At 67.5% G+C, this 16,530-nt stretch carries 17 protein-coding genes and 1 tRNA gene; 7 read left to right on the top strand and 11 right to left on the bottom strand.

The features are described from left to right. Window positions 1-6: 6 nt before the first annotated feature. Both murJ and secB read right to left on the bottom strand, forming a co-directional pair. A complete protein-coding gene (gene murJ, locus ACFE77_RS03605) occupies window positions 7-1,569 on the bottom strand; it encodes a murein biosynthesis integral membrane protein MurJ (protein ID WP_375420252.1) in 1,563 nt (520 codons plus the stop codon). 21 nt (window positions 1,570-1,590) lie between these two features. Then, complete coding sequence (secB, locus tag ACFE77_RS03600; protein WP_375420251.1) at window positions 1,591-2,100, bottom strand: protein-export chaperone SecB; 510 nt, start codon at window positions 2,098-2,100, stop codon at window positions 1,591-1,593. Window positions 2,101-2,298: 198 nt separating this feature from the next. On the opposite strand from secB, the gene ACFE77_RS03595 reads away from it, so the two are divergent. The 3 genes from ACFE77_RS03595 to ACFE77_RS03585 all read left to right on the top strand — a co-directional run bounded on the left by ACFE77_RS03595 (window position 2,299) and on the right by ACFE77_RS03585 (window position 4,836). After that, complete coding sequence (locus tag ACFE77_RS03595; protein WP_375420250.1) at window positions 2,299-2,946, top strand: Tim44/TimA family putative adaptor protein; 648 nt, start codon at window positions 2,299-2,301, stop codon at window positions 2,944-2,946. 98 nt (window positions 2,947-3,044) lie between these two features. After that, window positions 3,045-4,316, top strand: a complete 1,272-nt coding sequence (locus tag ACFE77_RS03590) for a murein transglycosylase A (protein WP_375420286.1) — start codon at window positions 3,045-3,047, stop codon at window positions 4,314-4,316. 25 nt (window positions 4,317-4,341) lie between these two features. After that, window positions 4,342-4,836 (top strand): Smr/MutS family protein, encoded by a 495-nt coding sequence (locus ACFE77_RS03585; RefSeq protein WP_375420249.1) that lies wholly within the window; start codon window positions 4,342-4,344, stop codon window positions 4,834-4,836. Here the strand turns inward: ACFE77_RS03585 and dapE are convergent. The 7 genes from dapE to rpmH all read right to left on the bottom strand — a co-directional run bounded on the left by dapE (window position 4,808) and on the right by rpmH (window position 9,836). Next, the gene (gene dapE / locus ACFE77_RS03580; RefSeq protein ID WP_375420248.1) at window positions 4,808-5,956 is read right to left on the bottom strand and encodes a succinyl-diaminopimelate desuccinylase; all 1,149 of its coding nucleotides are present in this window, start codon (window positions 5,954-5,956) and stop codon (window positions 4,808-4,810) included. The genes ACFE77_RS03585 and dapE overlap by 29 nt on opposite strands. After that, complete coding sequence (locus tag ACFE77_RS03575; protein WP_375420247.1) at window positions 5,937-6,599, bottom strand: glutathione S-transferase family protein; 663 nt, start codon at window positions 6,597-6,599, stop codon at window positions 5,937-5,939. The genes dapE and ACFE77_RS03575 overlap by 20 nt, the downstream gene beginning before the upstream one ends. 200 nt (window positions 6,600-6,799) lie before the next feature. After that, window positions 6,800-7,438 (bottom strand): ribosome biogenesis GTP-binding protein YihA/YsxC, encoded by a 639-nt coding sequence (yihA, locus tag ACFE77_RS03570; protein ID WP_375420246.1) that lies wholly within the window; start codon window positions 7,436-7,438, stop codon window positions 6,800-6,802. Then, window positions 7,438-9,141: a membrane protein insertase YidC gene (gene yidC / locus ACFE77_RS03565; protein WP_375420245.1), complete on the bottom strand. Its 1,704-nt coding sequence runs from the start codon at window positions 9,139-9,141 to the stop codon at window positions 7,438-7,440. The genes yihA and yidC overlap by 1 nt, the downstream gene beginning before the upstream one ends. Before the next feature lie 28 nt (window positions 9,142-9,169). Then, on the bottom strand, window positions 9,170-9,382 hold the full coding sequence (yidD, locus tag ACFE77_RS03560; protein WP_375420244.1) for a membrane protein insertion efficiency factor YidD: 213 nt from the start codon (window positions 9,380-9,382) through the stop codon (window positions 9,170-9,172). After that, window positions 9,379-9,645, bottom strand: a complete 267-nt coding sequence (gene rnpA, locus ACFE77_RS03555) for a ribonuclease P protein component (RefSeq protein ID WP_375420243.1) — start codon at window positions 9,643-9,645, stop codon at window positions 9,379-9,381. The genes yidD and rnpA overlap by 4 nt, the downstream gene beginning before the upstream one ends. A 56-nt stretch (window positions 9,646-9,701) precedes the next feature. Next, the gene (gene rpmH / locus ACFE77_RS03550; protein WP_174292372.1) at window positions 9,702-9,836 is read right to left on the bottom strand and encodes a 50S ribosomal protein L34; all 135 of its coding nucleotides are present in this window, start codon (window positions 9,834-9,836) and stop codon (window positions 9,702-9,704) included. Between the two features lie 245 nt (window positions 9,837-10,081). Between rpmH and ACFE77_RS03545 the strand changes: the two genes are divergently transcribed. The 4 genes from ACFE77_RS03545 to ACFE77_RS03530 all read left to right on the top strand — a co-directional run bounded on the left by ACFE77_RS03545 (window position 10,082) and on the right by ACFE77_RS03530 (window position 13,936). Beyond that, window positions 10,082-11,590, top strand: a complete 1,509-nt coding sequence (locus ACFE77_RS03545; protein ID WP_375420242.1) for a YifB family Mg chelatase-like AAA ATPase — start codon at window positions 10,082-10,084, stop codon at window positions 11,588-11,590. Window positions 11,591-11,670: 80 nt separating this feature from the next. Beyond that, window positions 11,671-11,755, top strand: a tRNA-Leu gene (locus tag ACFE77_RS03540). Between the two features lie 127 nt (window positions 11,756-11,882). Beyond that, on the top strand, window positions 11,883-12,665 hold the full coding sequence (locus ACFE77_RS03535; protein WP_375420241.1) for a Crp/Fnr family transcriptional regulator: 783 nt from the start codon (window positions 11,883-11,885) through the stop codon (window positions 12,663-12,665). Beyond that, entirely contained in the window at window positions 12,647-13,936 is a 1,290-nt protein-coding gene (locus ACFE77_RS03530) for an MFS transporter (protein ID WP_375420240.1), read from the top strand. The genes ACFE77_RS03535 and ACFE77_RS03530 overlap by 19 nt, the downstream gene beginning before the upstream one ends. 262 nt (window positions 13,937-14,198) lie before the next feature. Here the strand turns inward: ACFE77_RS03530 and ACFE77_RS03525 are convergent, their stop codons facing one another. After that, the gene (locus ACFE77_RS03525; protein ID WP_375420285.1) at window positions 14,199-15,545 is read right to left on the bottom strand and encodes an ATP-binding protein; all 1,347 of its coding nucleotides are present in this window, start codon (window positions 15,543-15,545) and stop codon (window positions 14,199-14,201) included. A gap of 25 nt (window positions 15,546-15,570) precedes the next feature. Next, window positions 15,571-16,290 (bottom strand): response regulator, encoded by a 720-nt coding sequence (locus ACFE77_RS03520; RefSeq protein WP_375420284.1) that lies wholly within the window; start codon window positions 16,288-16,290, stop codon window positions 15,571-15,573. Between the last annotated feature and the right edge of the window lie 240 nt (window positions 16,291-16,530).

Here is a 16,530-nt window from a genome sequence, read left to right as displayed (position 1 = left end):
TTGACCTTATCTGGAACGGACGAGCTGGCGGATGTCGCGCAGGCGGATCGCGCCGGTGGCGAACACCCCGGCCGCATAGACGACCCCGCCGGTTGCGACCAGCACCAGCATCGCGGCCCAGCGCTGCAGGCTGGTGCCGGTGACATAGGGCGCAAACAAATCGTTGAGAAAGTACATCACCAGCCCCATCGCCAGCGCGGCGACCAGTAGCCGCGGGAAACGGCGGCGGAGCTGCGCGTCGGCGACAAAGTGCCCGCGCTTGGCGAGCGTGCGGTAGAGCAGAACGACGTTGACCGTGCTCGCGATCGCGGTGGCGAGGGGCGGGCCCATATGGCCGAGCGGGACGATCAGCGCGAGGTTCAGGATCAGGTTCACGATCATCGACACCGTCGCGTAGCGGACGGGCGTGCGGGTGTCGGAACGGGCGTAATAGCCCGGCGTGAGCACCTTCACGAGGATGTACGACGGAAGGCCGATCGAGAAGGCGGCTAGCGCCTGGGCGGTGGCGAACGCCGCGGTCGCGGTGAACTTGCCGTGCTGGAACAACGCCGCGACGATCGGCATGCCGCAGACGATCAGCGCGACGGTGGCGGGCAGGGTGAGCAGCAGCGCCAGCTCCATGCCGCGATTTTGAGTCTGCATCGCATTGGCTTCTTCACCGCGGCCGAGCTGGCGCGAGATCGTCGGCAGCAGCACGGTGCCGAGGCCGATGCCGATAAGGCCGAGCGGCAGCTGGTTCAGCCGATCGGCATAATAGATGAAGGTCACCGAGCCTTCGGGCAGCAGCCGGGCGGCGAGCGCGGTTGAGACGACGAGGTTGATCTGCACCGCGCCTGCACCCGCGGCGGCGGGGCCGATCAGCTTCATCAGCCTGCGGACGTCGGGGGTGAGGCGGGGGCGCCGGAGCGGCAGGACGACCCCGGCGCGCTTGCAGGCATACCACACCCACAGCAATTGGAGCGCGCCCGATACCGTCACCGCGATCGCCTGGTTACGCGCGGTGTAGAGCGCTTCGTGGTGATGGAAGAACACCAGGGCCGCGATAAGCGTGCCGTTGAGCAGGATCGGCGCGGCGGCGGCGACCCAGAAGCGGTGGAGCGAGTTGAGGATGCCACCGAGCAGCGACACCAGGCTGATCAGCAGCAGATAGGGGATCGTCAGCCGCGAGAGCAGGACGACGAAGTCGAACTCCTGAGACGTGACGTCGTTGAAGCCACCCGACAGCATCCAGGTGATCGGCCACGCCGCGACCTCCATTACCGCGGTCAGGACGATCAGCACCGGCAGCAGCACCGACAGCGTGTCGCGCGCGAAGGCGATGCCGGTCGGCAGGCCCTCGCCCGCGGGATCGGCGACCTTGCGGTTGAACATCGGGATGAAGGCGGCGCTGAACGCGCCCTCCGCGAACAGCGCGCGGAACATGTTGGGCAGGCGAAACGCGACCATGAAGGCGTCGGAGGCGAAGCCGGCGCCGACGAAGCGCGCAAACAGCACGTCGCGCAGCAGCCCCAGGATGCGGCTGGCGAGCGTCAGCCCGCCGACCGATCCCAGGGCCCTGGTGAGGTTCATGGTCGAGGTCCCGTGCGGACCTTATGCCTGACCGAAGTCGCCGAATTCCTGCTGCGTTTTGGCCTCTGCTTGCTGGAGGTAGAGCTGGCCGAAGTCGATCGGCTCGAGCAGCAGCGGCGGGAAGCCGCCGTCGCGCACGCAATCGGCGAGCACGCGGCGCGCGAACGGGAACAGCAGCCGCGGTGCTTCGCCGAGCAGGAAGGGCTGGATATGCTCTTCGGGGACGTTGCGCAGGCCGAACAGGCCCGCATAGGTGAGGTCAACGATGAACGCGGTCGTGCCGTCGGCGTCCGCCTTCACGTCGATCTTCAGCACGACCTCGTGCACTTCGTCGGCGAGCTGGCTGGTGCCGATGTTGAACTGGACGTCGATCGCAGGCGGGTTCTGGTTCTGGTAGATCGCAGGTGCGTTCGGATTCTCGAACGAGAGGTCCTTCACATATTGCGAGATCATGCCCGCTGCCGGTCCGGTATCGGCGCCATTGGCCAGCGGCTGGGTTTCGAGGTTGGTGCCGGTGTCCTGATCGGCCATGAAGATCATCCTTGCTTTGACTGGGCGTTGACTGGAAAAAAGCCCCTCGGGGCCGCTATATCATCTGGAGCGAACTGGCGCCGTCGCGCGTTCACGCGATATCGCGGTGCGCCTAGCAGCGTGTTCCGAACGTTTCAACGGGCGCGGGTTTGAATTGGCGTCGCCTTGGCCTATGTTGACAAGAAGATCGGAGGCCTGGTGTTATACGTCGTTCTTCTCGCAATGGTCGCAGGGTTCCTGGCGCTGAGGCTTTATAGTGTCCTCGGCAAGCGGACCGGCCATGAGCAACAACCGCTGCCTCGTCCCGCCGAAGAGCGGATCGCGCCCTTGTCGGTGCCGCGTACCGTCGATGCCGCTCCCGAGGTTCGCGAAGCCGCGAGCCGCAACATCGATCCGCGCGCCGAAGCTGGCCTGCGGGCGATCGTCGCGGGTGAACCCGGCTTCGACGTGGCACGCTTCCTGGAGGGCGCGCAGGCTGCATACCGGATGACGCTCGAAGCCTATTGGAAGGGCGACGAGGAAGCGCTGGGGTTCCTAGCGGTCGACGAGGTGCGCGATGCGTTCGTCTCGGCGATCCACGAGCGCCGCGAAGCCGGGCATGTTCTCGACAACCGCCTGGTTTCGATCGAGCGCGCGATGATCGCGGATGCATCGCTGAACGGGCGCGAGGCGCGGATCACGGTCAATTTCGACGCGGACATCGCCGCGGTGACCCGCGACGCCGAGGGCGCCGTGGTGGCCGGGTCGGTGACCGATGCGGTCGAGACGCACGATGTGTGGACCTTCGCACGGACCTTGAAGAGCAGCGATCCGAACTGGAAGCTCGCCGACACCGACGAAGCCTGATCCGGGTGGAGATCATGACGGGGGGTAGGCGCTGCCGAGCGGGCGGTTTGCCGCTGTCGCGTGTTGCGGCGATCGGCAGCGGCTTCGCGGCGATCGCGATGCTTGCGGGTTGCAGTGGCGCGATCGTTCCGCCGTCCAGTGCATCGCGCGAGCCGGTCCGTCGCCCGCCAGCTACGGCGCCGTTGCCACCTCCCGCCACCGGCGCGGGTAGCGTCGTCGCGAGCGGACGAGCGTTCGACGGCCGGATCGCCGCCGCGACGCCATTTGCGCCTTTGCCTGCCGTCGCGGCCCCGGGTGCCCCCACCGCAGCGAGCACCGGGGTCGTCGTCGGGCCGCCGATGACCGAGCTGCCGCTGGTCGAGGCGCAGGCGGAGGCGGCGCGGCTCGCCTTTCTCTCCACCTGTCCGACGCTGCAACGCCGCACCGACGCATCGGGGCTGACCCGCGGAGCCGACTGGCGCGCGGCGTGCGTGGCGGCGGCGTCGGTGCCGCGCGGGGGCTCGCGCGATTTCTTCACGCGCTGGTTCGAAGCGGCGCAGATCGGCGACGGCAAGGCATTCGCGACCGGCTATTACGAGCCCGAGATCGCGGGATCACGCACGCGTCGGGCGGGTTACGAGGTGCCGATCTATGCGCGGCCGTCGGATCTGGTCGACGTCGATCTCGGCAAGTTCTCCACCGACCTGAAGGGCAAGAAGGTTCGCGGGCGGGTCGAGGGCGGCAGTCTGGTGCCCTATTACGACCGCGCGGCGATCGTCCGCGGCGCCTTGGCGGACCGCGCGCCGGTGCTCGCCTGGGGTGCGGACGAGGCGGCGGTGTTCTTCCTCCAGATCCAGGGCTCGGGCCGGATACGGCTGCCCGACGGCACCACGATGCGGGTCGGCTACGATACGCAGAACGGGCGCGACTACACCGGCATCGGCGCGCTGATGAAGGCGCGGGGGCTGTTGCAACCGGGGCAGACGTCGATGCAGGGGATCGTCGCCTGGCTTCGCGCGCACCCCGAGGAGGGCCGCGCGATCATGGACGAGAACAAGTCGTTCGTGTTCTTCCGCGAACTGAACACTCCGCCGCTCGGCGCGCTCGGCTATATCGTCAATGGCGGGGTGAGCGCCGCTGCCGATCCTAAGTTCGTGCCGTTGGGCGCGCCGCTGTTCCTGTCGATGGATCGTGCGGATGCGAGCGGGCTGTGGGTCGCGCAGGATACCGGCGGCGCGATCAAGGGGGCCAACCGGGTCGATACCTTCTGGGGCGCCGGACCCGCGGCGGAAGCGACCGCGGGCGGCATGGCGGCGCGCGGGACCGCATTCCTGCTCCTGCCGGTCGGGACCATCGCGCGATTGCAGACCGGTGCGGTCGCTCAGCCCTGACGAGGCAGGGCTGTGGGCGCGGGTCATGGCCAGCGTCAAGCCGCTCCGCGGGATCGTCACGCCGCCGATCGCGCCCGCCGACACCGTCGTCGCGAAGAGCAAGCCCGCGACGCTCAGCCGTGTTCCTGCCGCCGCGCCCCCGGTCGCCAAGCCGAAGCCGCAAAAGCCGGGCGTCACGCTCGACGGCGGATGGGATCGCCGCATTTCGCGCGGGCTGGTGTCGCCCGACAGTTCGATCGACCTGCACGGCCATACCCTCGCGTCGGCGCATGCGATGCTGGACTATGGTCTCGAGCGCGCGGTCGCACGCGGCGACCGGGTGTTGTTGCTGGTGACGGGCAAGCCGCCGCGACCCGAAAGCGAGCGCCCGCATGCGCGCGGCGCGATCCGGTCGGCGGTCAGCGACTGGATCGCATCGTCCCGCCACGCGGGGAACATCGCGGCAGTACGCGGGGCGCATCCCCGGCACGGCGGGATGGGCGCGCTCTACATCATCCTGCGGCGTGGGCGCGGCGGATGATGTCGGCGTAGATGTCGGTGAGCGCGAGGAGGTCCTCAACGGCAACCGCTTCGTCGACCTGATGCATCGTCGCGTTCACCAGGCCGAACTCGACCGTCGGGCATAGCCGCGACAGGAAGCGTGCGTCGGAGGTCCCACCCGTCGTCGACAACTCAGCGACGAGGCCGGTCCGCGCCTCGATCGCTTCGGCGACCATCGTCGAGAGCCGGCCCGGCTGGGTCAGGAAGGCCTCGCCGCTGACGCGACCGGTCACCGTCGCCTCTGGCGCATGGCCCCGGACCAAGTCGGTGATGCGCGCGACCAGCGCGTCGCCGCGTTGTTCGTCGTTAAAGCGGATGCTTAGCCGTGCAGCCGCATGGCCGGGAATGACGTTGGTCGCGGGGTTGTTCACCGCGAGGTCGGTGATCTCGATGTTCGATGCCTGAAACCACGCATTGCCGTCGTCGAGGATTAGTCCTTCGATCTCCGCCAGCGCCGCGACGAGGCGCGTGATCGGATTGTCGGCGAGGTGCGGGTAGGCGACATGGCCCTGCCGGCCGGGTATTTCGATCCAGATGTTGACCGAGCCGCGTCGGCCAATCTTGATCGTGTCGCCGAGCCGAGCCGAGGAGGTCGGTTCGCCGACGAGGCAGAGATCCGGCGCGATGCCGATGTCGGCCATGCGGTCGATCAACGCGCGGGTGCCGTAGGTCGCGGGTCCTTCCTCGTCCCCGGTGAGGATCAGGCTGACGATGCCGCTGCTCGGCGCGACCGCGGCGGCGACGAAAGCGGCGACCGCGCCCTTCATGTCGACCGCGCCGCGCCCGTAGAGCAGTCCGCCCCTGATCTCGGCTGACCAGGGCGATGCGCTCCATCCCTCGCCCGGGGGCACGACGTCGAGGTGGCCGGCGAAGGCGAGGTGGGGGCCGGTGGTGCCGCGGACCGCGAGGATGTTCTCGACCGGTCCGTCGGGTGCCTCGCCGGCGAAGAACCGGTCGATCTCGAAGCCGTGCGGAACAAGCGCGGCTTCGATCAGGTCGAAGACCGCGCCGCTTGCCGGGGTGACACTGTCGGTGGCGATCAGCGCCTGCGCCAGCGCGACCGGATCGATCACGCCCGCATCACCTAGCGGGCTGCTCATATTGCTCGATCACCCATTCCTCTTCCTGCGCGCCCGCGATCCAGTCCTGCATGAACCGGTGTTGCAGCACCGCGTCCATATAGCCGACCGCGAAGCGCGCGATCGGCAGCTGATATGTGACGATCCGCGTGATGACGGGCGCGAACATGATGTCGGCCGCGCCGAACGCGCCGAACAGGAAGTCACCGTCTCCGCCGAAGCGCGCACGGGCCTGCGCCCAGAGCTCCATGATCCGCGCCAGTTCGGCGATGACATCGTCGTCGGGGCGCCGTGCGGGGAAGACCTGGCGGATGTTCATGCTGTGCTTGCGGCGGAGCGCGGAGAAGCTCGAATGCATCTCCGCGGCCATCGACCGCGCCATCGCGCGCGGCGCATCATCGACCGGCCAGAAGACGTCGCGGCCGACCTTGTCGGCGAGGTAGTCGACGATGGCGAGACTGTCCCACACCACCGCGTCGCCGTCCCACAAGATCGGCACCTTGCCCGACGATGGCGCGAATTCGTCGCCCTCGCGACGCTTGTCCCATTCATTGTCGTAGAGCGGGACGACCACCTCCTCGAAAGCGAGACCCGACAGCTTGCAGGCGAGCCAGCCGCGGAGCGACCAGGAGGAATAGGCCTTGTTGCCGATGATCAGTTTCATGGCCGCGGGCTTAGCGAGGTGGCGGGGGCTGGTCTAGCGGGGGTAGTTGCGCCGCCGCAATCCTCCCCTGCAAAAGCAGGTGGCAGTCCGCAGGACTGACGGAGGGGTAATCCGCTATCCGTAAGGGCGTGTCACCCCTCCGTCTGGCTGGCGCCAGCCACCTCCCCTTGCAGGGGAGGATTGGAGATGCCAGCCCGCGATCACCCGATTGCGTCGAGCACCGCTGCGCGTAGTTCGGGGATCCCCATCCCACCTTCGCTCGACGTCGCGAGGATGTCCGGGTGCGCGGCCGGACGCTTGCGCGCCTCCACTTCGGTGGCTTCGGTGACGGCGGCGAGTTCGCTCGCCTTGATCTTGTCGGCCTTGGTCAGGACGATGCGATAGCTCACCGCGGCGCGATCGAGCATCTCGAGGATCTCGCGGTCGACGTCCTTGATGCCGTGGCGCGCGTCGATCAGCACCAGCGCGCGCTTCAGCGCCTGGCGGCCGCGGAGGAAGTCGTTGACCAGGAAGCGCCATTTCTTGACGACATCCTTGGGCGCCTTGGCGAACCCGTAGCCCGGCATGTCGACGAGCCGGAACGCGAGCGGCTGGCCGACGTCGAAGAAGTTCAGCTCCTGCGTCCGCCCCGGCGTGTTCGAGGTCCGCGCCAGCGCGTTGCGCCCAGTCAGCGCATTCAGCAGCGACGACTTGCCGACATTCGATCGTCCTGCGAACGCAACCTCCGACACCGAAGCATCGGGCAAGAATTCGAGGGTCGGCGCTGATTTGAGGAACGTCACCGGCCCCGCGAACAGCTTGCGCGCGGCTTCGATCGTCTCGGGGTCGAACTCGGCCATTATTTGGCCGGTGCCGTCGCGAGATCGGGGTGGCGGCCGTAGAGGATCTTCTGCTGGAGGATCGCGAGGAAATTGGAGGTGATCCAATAGACCTGCAGCCCGACCGCGAACGGCGCCATCACGAACATCAGCACCCAGGGCAGCAGCGCGAACACCTGCTTCTGGGTGTCGTCCATCGGCGCGGGGTTCAGCTTGAACTGGAAGTACATCGAGATGCCGAGGATGATCGGCACGATCCCGATCGCGAGGAACGCGGGCGGGGTGAAGGCCAGCAGCCCGAACAGATTGACCGGGGTCAGCGGATCGGGCGCGGACAGATCCTTGATCCACGCGACGAAAGGCTGGTGACGCATCTCGATCGTCAGCATCAGCACCTTGTACAGCGCGTAGAAAATCGGGATCTGGAGCAGCGTCGGCAGGCAGCCCGCGACCGGATTTACCTTCTCGGTCTTGTAGAGCGCCATCACCTCCTGCTGCATGCGCGGCTTGTCGTCCTTGTAGCGATCCTGGAGCGCCTTCATCTTCGGCTGGATCGCACGCATCTTGGCCATCGACGCGAACTGGCGCTGCGCGATCGGAAACATCAGCCCGCGGATCGTCACCGTCAGCAGGATGATCGCCACGCCGAAATTGCCGACCATGCGGAACAGCCAGTGGAGATAGGTGAAGATCGGCTTCTCGACGATCTCGAACCAACCCCAGTCGATCGCCTTGTCGAGCTTCTCGACGCCTTCCTGATCCTGGTAGCGCTGGAGCGTGCGGACTTCCTTGGCGCCGGCGAAGAAACGGCTGGTCTGGGTGATCGACCGGCCCGGGGGCAGCAGCTTGGGCTGGAAGGAGTAATCGGCCTGGTAGCTGTCGCGCGCGCCGCCGCGGAACTGGCCGTCGAAGGTCGCGCGCTGATCGGGGATCAGCGCGGTCAGCCAATATTTGTCGGTGAAGCCGAGCCAGCCGCCGGTGGTGCTGAACCGCGACGGCGCCTCCAGCAGGTCGTCGAAATTGGGCCGGTAATGCGCGCCGCCATTGTCGACCGACATTGGGCCGACATGGATCGTCATGCTCGATGGATCCTTGGAGATGCCGGTGCGGTTGACGAAACCATAGGGGGCGACGGGAACCGGCGAGATGCCACCGTTCAGCACGGTCTGTGTGACGGTGAACATATAAGCGTCGTCGACCGCGAGAACGATGCGGAAGCGTTGGCCGGTCGCGTTGGCGGCGTCGAGCGTGACCGGGCGGCCGGGCGAGAGCGTGGTTCCGGTCGCTTTCCACAGCGCATCCGCTGCGGGGGGCTTAAGCCCGTCGTCGCGCCAGCCGAAGCCGGCGAAGTAGGATTCAGGGGCACCGGCGGGGGAGAGGAGGCGGATCGGCGCCGAGTTCTTGGCGATCGTCTCGTTGTACTTGACCAGCACGAGGTCGTCGATGCGTGCGCCCTTCAGGTTGATCGAACCCTTCAGCGTCGGCGTGTCGATTGCGATCCGCGGTGCTTCGGCGAGCACCACGGTGCGGCTGCGGATCGCCCCCGCAGTGTCGGCGGTCGGATCGGCGGTCTTGTTCGCGACGACCTTGGTCTGGCCGGCCTCGATCTTGGTGACGGGCGGATTGGCTGTGGGGAAGAACTTGCCCTGGATCAGCGGCCACCCGAACAGGATCAGCGCCGCGATCACCGCGAACAAGACGAAATTCTGACGATCTTGATTCAAGACGTGGCCCCAGTGCTCGGCGAACGGGTCATGGAACGGGATCGGGTCCGTACCCGCCCCAGGGATGGCATCGCGCGATCCGCTTTACGGCCAACCAGCCCCCCTTCGCCGCGCCATAGCGGCGAAGCGCGGTGATTGCATAGGCCGAACAGGATGGCTGGTAGCGGCAGGTGGGCGGCAGGATCGCCGACGGGCCGATCTGCCAGCCGCGCGCCAGCAGGATCAGCAGGCGGGCGATCACCGGGCCACCTTGGCGAGCGCCTTACCCAGTTCGGTGCGAAGCAGCGCGAAGTCGCGCTCGTTGCCGCCGTTGCGGCCGATCAGGACATGATCGGCGCCGAGCGTGCCGGTGGTCGGCAGCAGGTCACGTGCCAGGGCGCGCAACCGGCGCTTCATCCGGTTGCGAACCACGGCATTGCCAATCTTCTTGGTGACGGTGAACCCGATCCGCATCGTCGGGTCGCCATCGTCACGCCGGCGCATCAGCAGCACGAAGCCCGGCATCGGCGCACGCCGGCCCGCGTTGGCCGCGAGGAAATCGCGGCGCGCGGTAAGCGTCTTTACGCCGACAGCTTCTTGCGGCCGCGGTTGCGGCGGGCGCGGATCACCGAGCGACCGCCCACGGTTGCCATCCGTGCGCGGAAGCCGTGACGGCGCGCACGCACCAGGTTGCTCGGCTGAAAGGTCCGCTTCATCGTTCATTCCCTGATCGTCTGAATAGAAAACGGCCGCCCCGAGGACGGCCTTGTCGGCGGTGCGCATAGCCAGACCTGTTGCCCAAGTCAACGCAGGGGAGAGGCGGGGCGCGGCCATCGTGATGCGATGTAGAGCCGGTGTGTTGTTTTAGCAAGACAGTGAAGATAGGCGGCGACTAGGTATTAGCCGCAAGCATCGCTGCCCGTCGAAAGCGCTTAAGGATCACGCGGATTGGGGGCGACTTATGGCGACGATCGTACGGACGGTGGCTTATCTTGGGCTGGAGGCGCGCGCCGTCGAGGTGCAGGTGCAGCTGATCCCCGGCCTGCCGGCGTTCAACGTCGTCGGGCTCGGCGACAAGGCGGTCGGCGAAAGCCGCGAGCGGGTGCGCGGCGCGATCTCCGCGATGGGACTGGCGCTGCCGCCGAAGCGGATCGCGGTGAACCTGTCGCCGGCCGACCTGCCCAAGGAGGGATCGCATTTCGACCTGCCGATTGCGCTCGCACTGCTAGGGGCGATGGGGGTGGTCGACGTCGAGACGCTGGCGGACTATGTGGTCGTCGGCGAACTGGGGCTGGACGCGCGCATCGCGCCGTCGCCGGGGGTGCTGCTTGCGGCGCTGCATGCGTCGACCGAAGGTGTCGGGCTGGTCTGTCCGGCTGCGCAGGGAGCTGAGGCGGCGTGGGCGGGATCGATCGAGGTGATCGCCGCGCCGGACCTGCTGGCGCTGATCAACCACTTCAAGGGTCACGGGCTGCTCGCCGCGCCGCGACCGGGGGAGGCGGAGGAGATCGCGCGCGGGCCGGACCTCGCGCAGGTGAAGGGGCAGGAGATTGCGAAGCGTGCGCTGGAGATCGCGGCGGCGGGGGCGCACAATCTGTTGATGATCGGGCCGCCGGGTGCGGGCAAGTCGCTGATGGCGGCATGCCTGCCGGGCATCCTGCCGCCGCTGGATGCGGGGGAGGCGCTGGAGGTGTCGATGGTGCAGTCGGTCGCGGGAACGATGACCGGCGGGCGGTTGACGCGGACGCGGCCGTTTCGCGCGCCGCATCACTCGGCGTCGATGGCGGCGCTGACGGGGGGTGGGTTGAAGGTGAAGCCGGGCGAGGTGAGCCTCGCGCACCTTGGCGTGTTGTTCCTCGACGAGCTTCCCGAGTTCCAGCGCGCGGTGCTCGATTCGCTGCGCCAGCCATTGGAGGTGGGGACGATCAGCGTGGCGCGGGCGAACGCGCACGTCACCTACCCGGCGCGGGTCCAGCTGATCGCGGCGATGAACCCGTGCCGTTGCGGGCATCTCGGCGATGCGAGCCTCGCCTGCGCTCGAGCGCCGCGCTGTGCCGCCGATTATCAGGGCAAGGTGTCGGGCCCGCTGCTCGATCGGATCGACCTTACGGTCGAGGTGGGCGCGGTGAGCGCGGCGGACCTGATGCTGCCGCCGCCGGTGGAGGGATCGGCCGAGATCGCGCTGCGCGTAGCGGCGGCGCGCGCCATCCAGCGCGACCGTTATGCGGGGACGAGCGTGCGGACCAATGCGGAGGGGGACGGCGAGTTGCTGGAGCAGGTGGCGGTGCTGGAGGAGGATGCGCGCAGGCTTCTCGCGCAGGCTGCGGAGGCGATGCGGCTGTCGGCGCGAGGCTTCCACCGGGTGATCCGGGTGGCGCGAACGATCGCGGATCTAGCGGGCGCGGACCGGGTGGCGCGGATCCATGTCGCCGAGGCGCTGAGCTATCGGCGTCGGGCGCCGACGAATTGAGCCCGAACTCGATGTCGTGTGCCGGTTGAAATCGTCGGGCGTGGCGATTAGTAGCCGCGCTTGCCGGTTCGACCGGCTGTGCGGGTGTGGTGGAATTGGTAGACGCGCTGGACTCAAAATCCTGTTCCGAAAGGAGTGCCGGTTCGACCCCGGCCACCCGCACCACCATCTGATCGATCGCCGAGTGCGACGGTCTACGCGCAATGCATGGTAGCCCTACCGTGCAGCTTGACGCGTGTCCCGGTTTGGACGATCGTTTCGTCGACGTACCTTCCTTCTGGGCATTTGATCTATGGCTTCCGTGCCCGCTACCCAGCTGCACGACGACCGCGACGACGCGTCGCTGGTCACGCGGCGATTCCTGATGGGGCGGGGGCGCGACACCCTTAGCGCCGGGGAGCGGCGTGCGATCGAGGATGCGAAGGGCAGCATCCGCGACTTTCCCGCGCGCAGCCAGATCATCAGCCGCGGCGAACGGCTCGAGAACAGCACCTATCTGATCGAAGGCTATGTCTGCCGCTACATGGACGATCGCGACGGTCATCGTCAGCTGGTGGCGATCCACGTGCCGGGCGACTTCATCGATCTCCATGCCTTTCCGATGAAGCGATTGGATCACGACATCGGTACGCTGGGGCCGGTCAAGATCGCAGTCTACGATCACCGGGTGCTTACCGAGCTTACCGAGCAGATGCCGCATCTGACCCGCAAGCTGTGGTTCTCGACGCTGCTCGATGCGGCAATGCACCGCGAGTGGATCTTCCGGCTGGGACGGCTGGGCGCCGACGGGCGGATTGCGCATTTCTTCTGCGAGCTGTTCGTCCGGCTGAAGATGGTCGAGCTGGTGGACGGATCGTCGTTCCAGCTGCCGTTGACGCAGACCGATATCGGCGAGGCGTGCGGGCTGACCGGCGTCCACGTCAATCGCACGCTGCGCGCGTTGCGCGAGGACGGCTTGCTGGCGTTCCGCAGCGGCGAGGTCACGATCATCGACTATAACCGGCTCGCGCGCGTCGCCGAGTTCGAACCGGACTATCTCTACTCCGACACTGCCGGATGGGCCCAGGAAAGTTGAGCGTCGACCGGCGGCTGCGGTCGATCCTCGGCGGATCGGCGGGCAACCTCGTCGAATGGTACGACTGGTACGTCTATTCGGCGTTCACGCTGTACTTCGCGCCGGTGATCTTTCCGAAGGCGAGCGCGACCGCGCAGTTGCTGAACGCCGCGGCGATCTTCGCGGTCGGGTTCCTGATGCGGCCGGTCGGCGCGTGGGTGATGGGCATCTATGCCGATCGCCACGGGCGCAAGTCGGCGCTGACGCTGTCCGTGACGTTGATGTGCGCGGGCGCGTTCCTGATCGCGGTGACGCCGACCTATGCGGCGATCGGCTGGGGCGCACCGGCGCTGCTGGTCGTGGCGCGGTTGCTGCAGGGGCTGAGCGTCGGCGGCGAATATGGCGCGAGCGCGGTGTATCTGTCGGAGATGGCGGGGCGGGAGCGGCGCGGTTTCTATTCGAGCTTCCAATATGTCACGCTGGTGGGCGGCCAGATCGCGGCCTTGTGCGTGTTGCTGCTGTTGCAGGCGGTGCTGAGCGAGGCGCAGCTCGAAAGCTGGGGCTGGCGAATCCCGTTTGCGGTCGGCGGGTTGCTGGCGATCGCGGTGTTCCGCATCCGCCGCGGGCTGATCGAAACCGAGAGCTTCACGAACGCCGCCGCGGCCGGATCGCCGAGATCGAGCGCGCTGGCGCTGTTCCGCGACCATCCGCGGGAGGCCACGAAGGTAATGCTGCTGACTGCGGGGGGTACGCTCGCCTTCTACGCCTACACCACGTACATGCAGAAGTTCCTGGTCAACACCAGCGGGTTCAGCCGCGAGACCGCGACCTGGATCATGACCGCCGCGCTGATCGTCTATGCCGCGATCCAGCCGGTGGCGGGTGCGTTGTCGGACCGGGTCGGGCGCAAGCCGTTGATGGTCGCGTTCGGCGTCGCCGGCGTGGTCGCGACGGTGCCGATCTTCCTCGCGCTGGAACGGGTGACGAACCCGTGGGCGGCATTGTCGCTGGTGTTGTCGGCGCTGCTGATCGTGACCGGCTACACGTCGATCAACGCGGTGGTGAAGGCGGAGCTGTTCCCCGCGCATATCCGCACGCTGGGGGTCGCGCTGCCCTATGCGCTGGCCAACACGATCTTCGGCGGGACGGCGGAATATGTCGCATTGTGGCTGAAGAATGCGGGCTTGGAGCGGGGCTTCTATTGGTATGTGACCGCGATGATCGGGGTGTCGTTGCTGGTGTATCTGCGGATGCGGGATACGCGGGCGCACAGCCGCATTGTCGAGGATTAGGTCGTCGTAGGTCCTCCCCTGTAAGGAGGGGATTGTTCTCACATGCGGTTTCTCGACCGCGCTCGAAACGAACGCAAAAAATTCTAAGGCAGGATGACGTTGGATTGACCCACCCCGTCATCCCCGCGCAGGCGGGGATGACGGGGTGGGTGGCTTCAGCATGTCAGCCGCAACGCTTGCCAGTCTGGATCCCCGCCTGCGCGGGGATGACGAAGAGGGTGGTCTGGTTCGACTTGAAGTCATCATGCTCAGGTCCGGGGACTCAACGCGGTTTTCGTGGCAGCGTAATCGTCGCGGCGAGGCCGCCTTCGGGGCGGTTGGTGAGGGTGATGTCGCCGCCGGCTTCCTGGACGATGGTGCGGGCGAGTGCGAGGCCCAGGCCGATGCCGCCGGTGTTGCGGTTGCGCGAGGTTTCGAGGCGGGTGAACGGCACGAACACGTCCGCGAGCCGATCGGCGGGGATGCCCGGCCCGCTGTCGGCGACGACGATCGCGACGTCTTGCGCGCGGGCTTCGACGGTCACGATCGCGGCGTGGCCGTACTTCACCGCATTTTCGATCAGGTTGCGGATCGCGCGGCGCATCAGCGACGGGCGCAGCCGCATCGGTAGGCGTGCGGCCTCGACGAAGGTGACGTCGTTGCCGAGATCGCGGAAGTCCTCCACCACCGCGTCGACCAGCGCGGCGAGGTCGACCTCGGTCAGCGGTTCGCTGGGGCGGCCGAGGCGGGCGAGCGAGAGGATGTCGTCGAGCGTGCGGTTCATCTCCGCGACGGTGTCGGCCATCTTGGCGCGGTCGGTCTCGTCCTCGACCGATTCGATCCGCACCCGCAACGCCGCTAGCGGGGTACGCAGGTCGTGGCCGATCGCGCCGAGCATTCGATCCTTCTCGTCTAACATTGCAGTGACGCGCAGGCGAAGCGCGTTGAACGCCGCGATCAGGCGAGCGACGTCGTCGGTGCCCTGGATTGGCACGGGATCGCCGCTGTCGGTCGAGCCGAATCGCTCCGCCGAGCGGGTGAGTTCGCGCAAGCCCTGCGAGATGCGTCGGCCGATCCACAGCACGGGGACGAGGACGACGCCATAGAGGATCAGGGTCTGGCCTATCAGCCGCCAGATGATGCCGTCGTCGCCGCGGGGCCATACCCCGCGGAGCACCAGCCAGCCCCGCCCGGGCTGCTCCACCGCGATCACCAGTTCGTCATTATAGCGGGCGAGGCGATCGGGCCCGCCGCGTTGCAAGGTGCGGAAGGGTGGATCGCGTGGGTCGATCGGGCGGATGCCCGTGGCGATGCGCCCGACCTGGAGCCCGGCTTCGGTCAGTTCATGGCGGATACGGCGCTCGACCGACGGTTCGGGCGCCATGCTGGGGGTGATCGGATTGGTAGCGGCGCGGCGGACGCGGCCGCGATCGGCGGTGGGCCCGCGGCCCTGCGCGGTGCGCTCGGCCGCGTCGATCAGCCGGGTGACCGCGGGCCCGGTGATCTGCGCGAGGCGGAAGCTCTGGCGTTCGCGGAGCAGCAGCCCGAAGTTGATCGCCTGCGCGACGAACAGCGCGAGCGCGACCAGCAGCGCCATCTGCCCGCCGAGGCTGCGCGGCCAAATACGCATCACGGTTGGGTCACAGGCAGGCGGATCACAGGCGGGTCACCTCGGCCGCCAGCGTGTAGCCGCCGCCCCAGACGGTCTTGATGATGTCGGGGTTCTTGGCATCGGTCTCGATCTTGCGGCGCAGGCGGCTGACCTGATTGTCGATGGCGCGGTCGAACGCCGCGGCCTCGCGCCCCTGGGTGAGATCGAGCAGCTGATCGCGGGTGAGGACCTGGCGCGGGCGGGTCACCAGCGCGAACAGCAGGTTGTATTCGCCGGTCGACAGCGGCACCGATACCCCCTCGCGGTCGACCAGCGCGCGTTCACCGGTCTTCAGCACCCAGCCGGCGAAGGCGTAGGAGCCGCTTTCGGGCGCATGCTGGCGCGCACCGCCGACGGTGAGGCGACGCAGCACGACCTTCACGCGGGTCGCGAGTTCCCGCGGGGAGAAGGGTTTCACGACATAATCGTCGGCACCCATTTCGAGCCCGACGATGCGGTCGGTCTCCTCGCTCTTCGCGGTCAGCAGGATCACCGGCACGTCGGATGTCGCGGCGATGTGACGGCAGAGGCTGAGGCCGTCCTCGCCGGGCATCATGATGTCGAGGATGACGAGATCGATCGCATAGGCCGCGAGCCGGGTGCGCGCGCTCTCCGCGTCGCCGGTCTGGGTGACGCGAAAGCCCTGTTTGGTGAGATATTGCGCGAGCGGTTCGCGGATCGAACGCTCGTCGTCGACGAGCAGCAGGTGCGGCGAATCTCCCATCGCATCGGGGTTTACCATGGCGAATGCTCCTGGGAAGCGCGGTCGAACCCGGTGGGGTGCGCTCGTCCCGTGAGCTTATCGCGGATGGCTGTCGCCGGGGTGTGTCGGGGGTGGAGCGATGTGTCGCAACTTGTCGCGTGCGCTGGGCGTCACCACGCCAAAATGGGCGCCGCGAGGGATCGCCGACGCCCAGGTAGGTTGCGCCTCAAGTCAGGAAGAGGCTAACAATTGTTAGGCGTC

This window comes from uncultured Sphingomonas sp., assembly GCF_964243315.1.
Classification (GTDB): domain Bacteria; phylum Pseudomonadota; class Alphaproteobacteria; order Sphingomonadales; family Sphingomonadaceae; genus Sphingomonas.
Note: the sequence above shows the minus strand (reverse complement) of the source record. Positions and strands in the feature narration are given on the sequence as shown.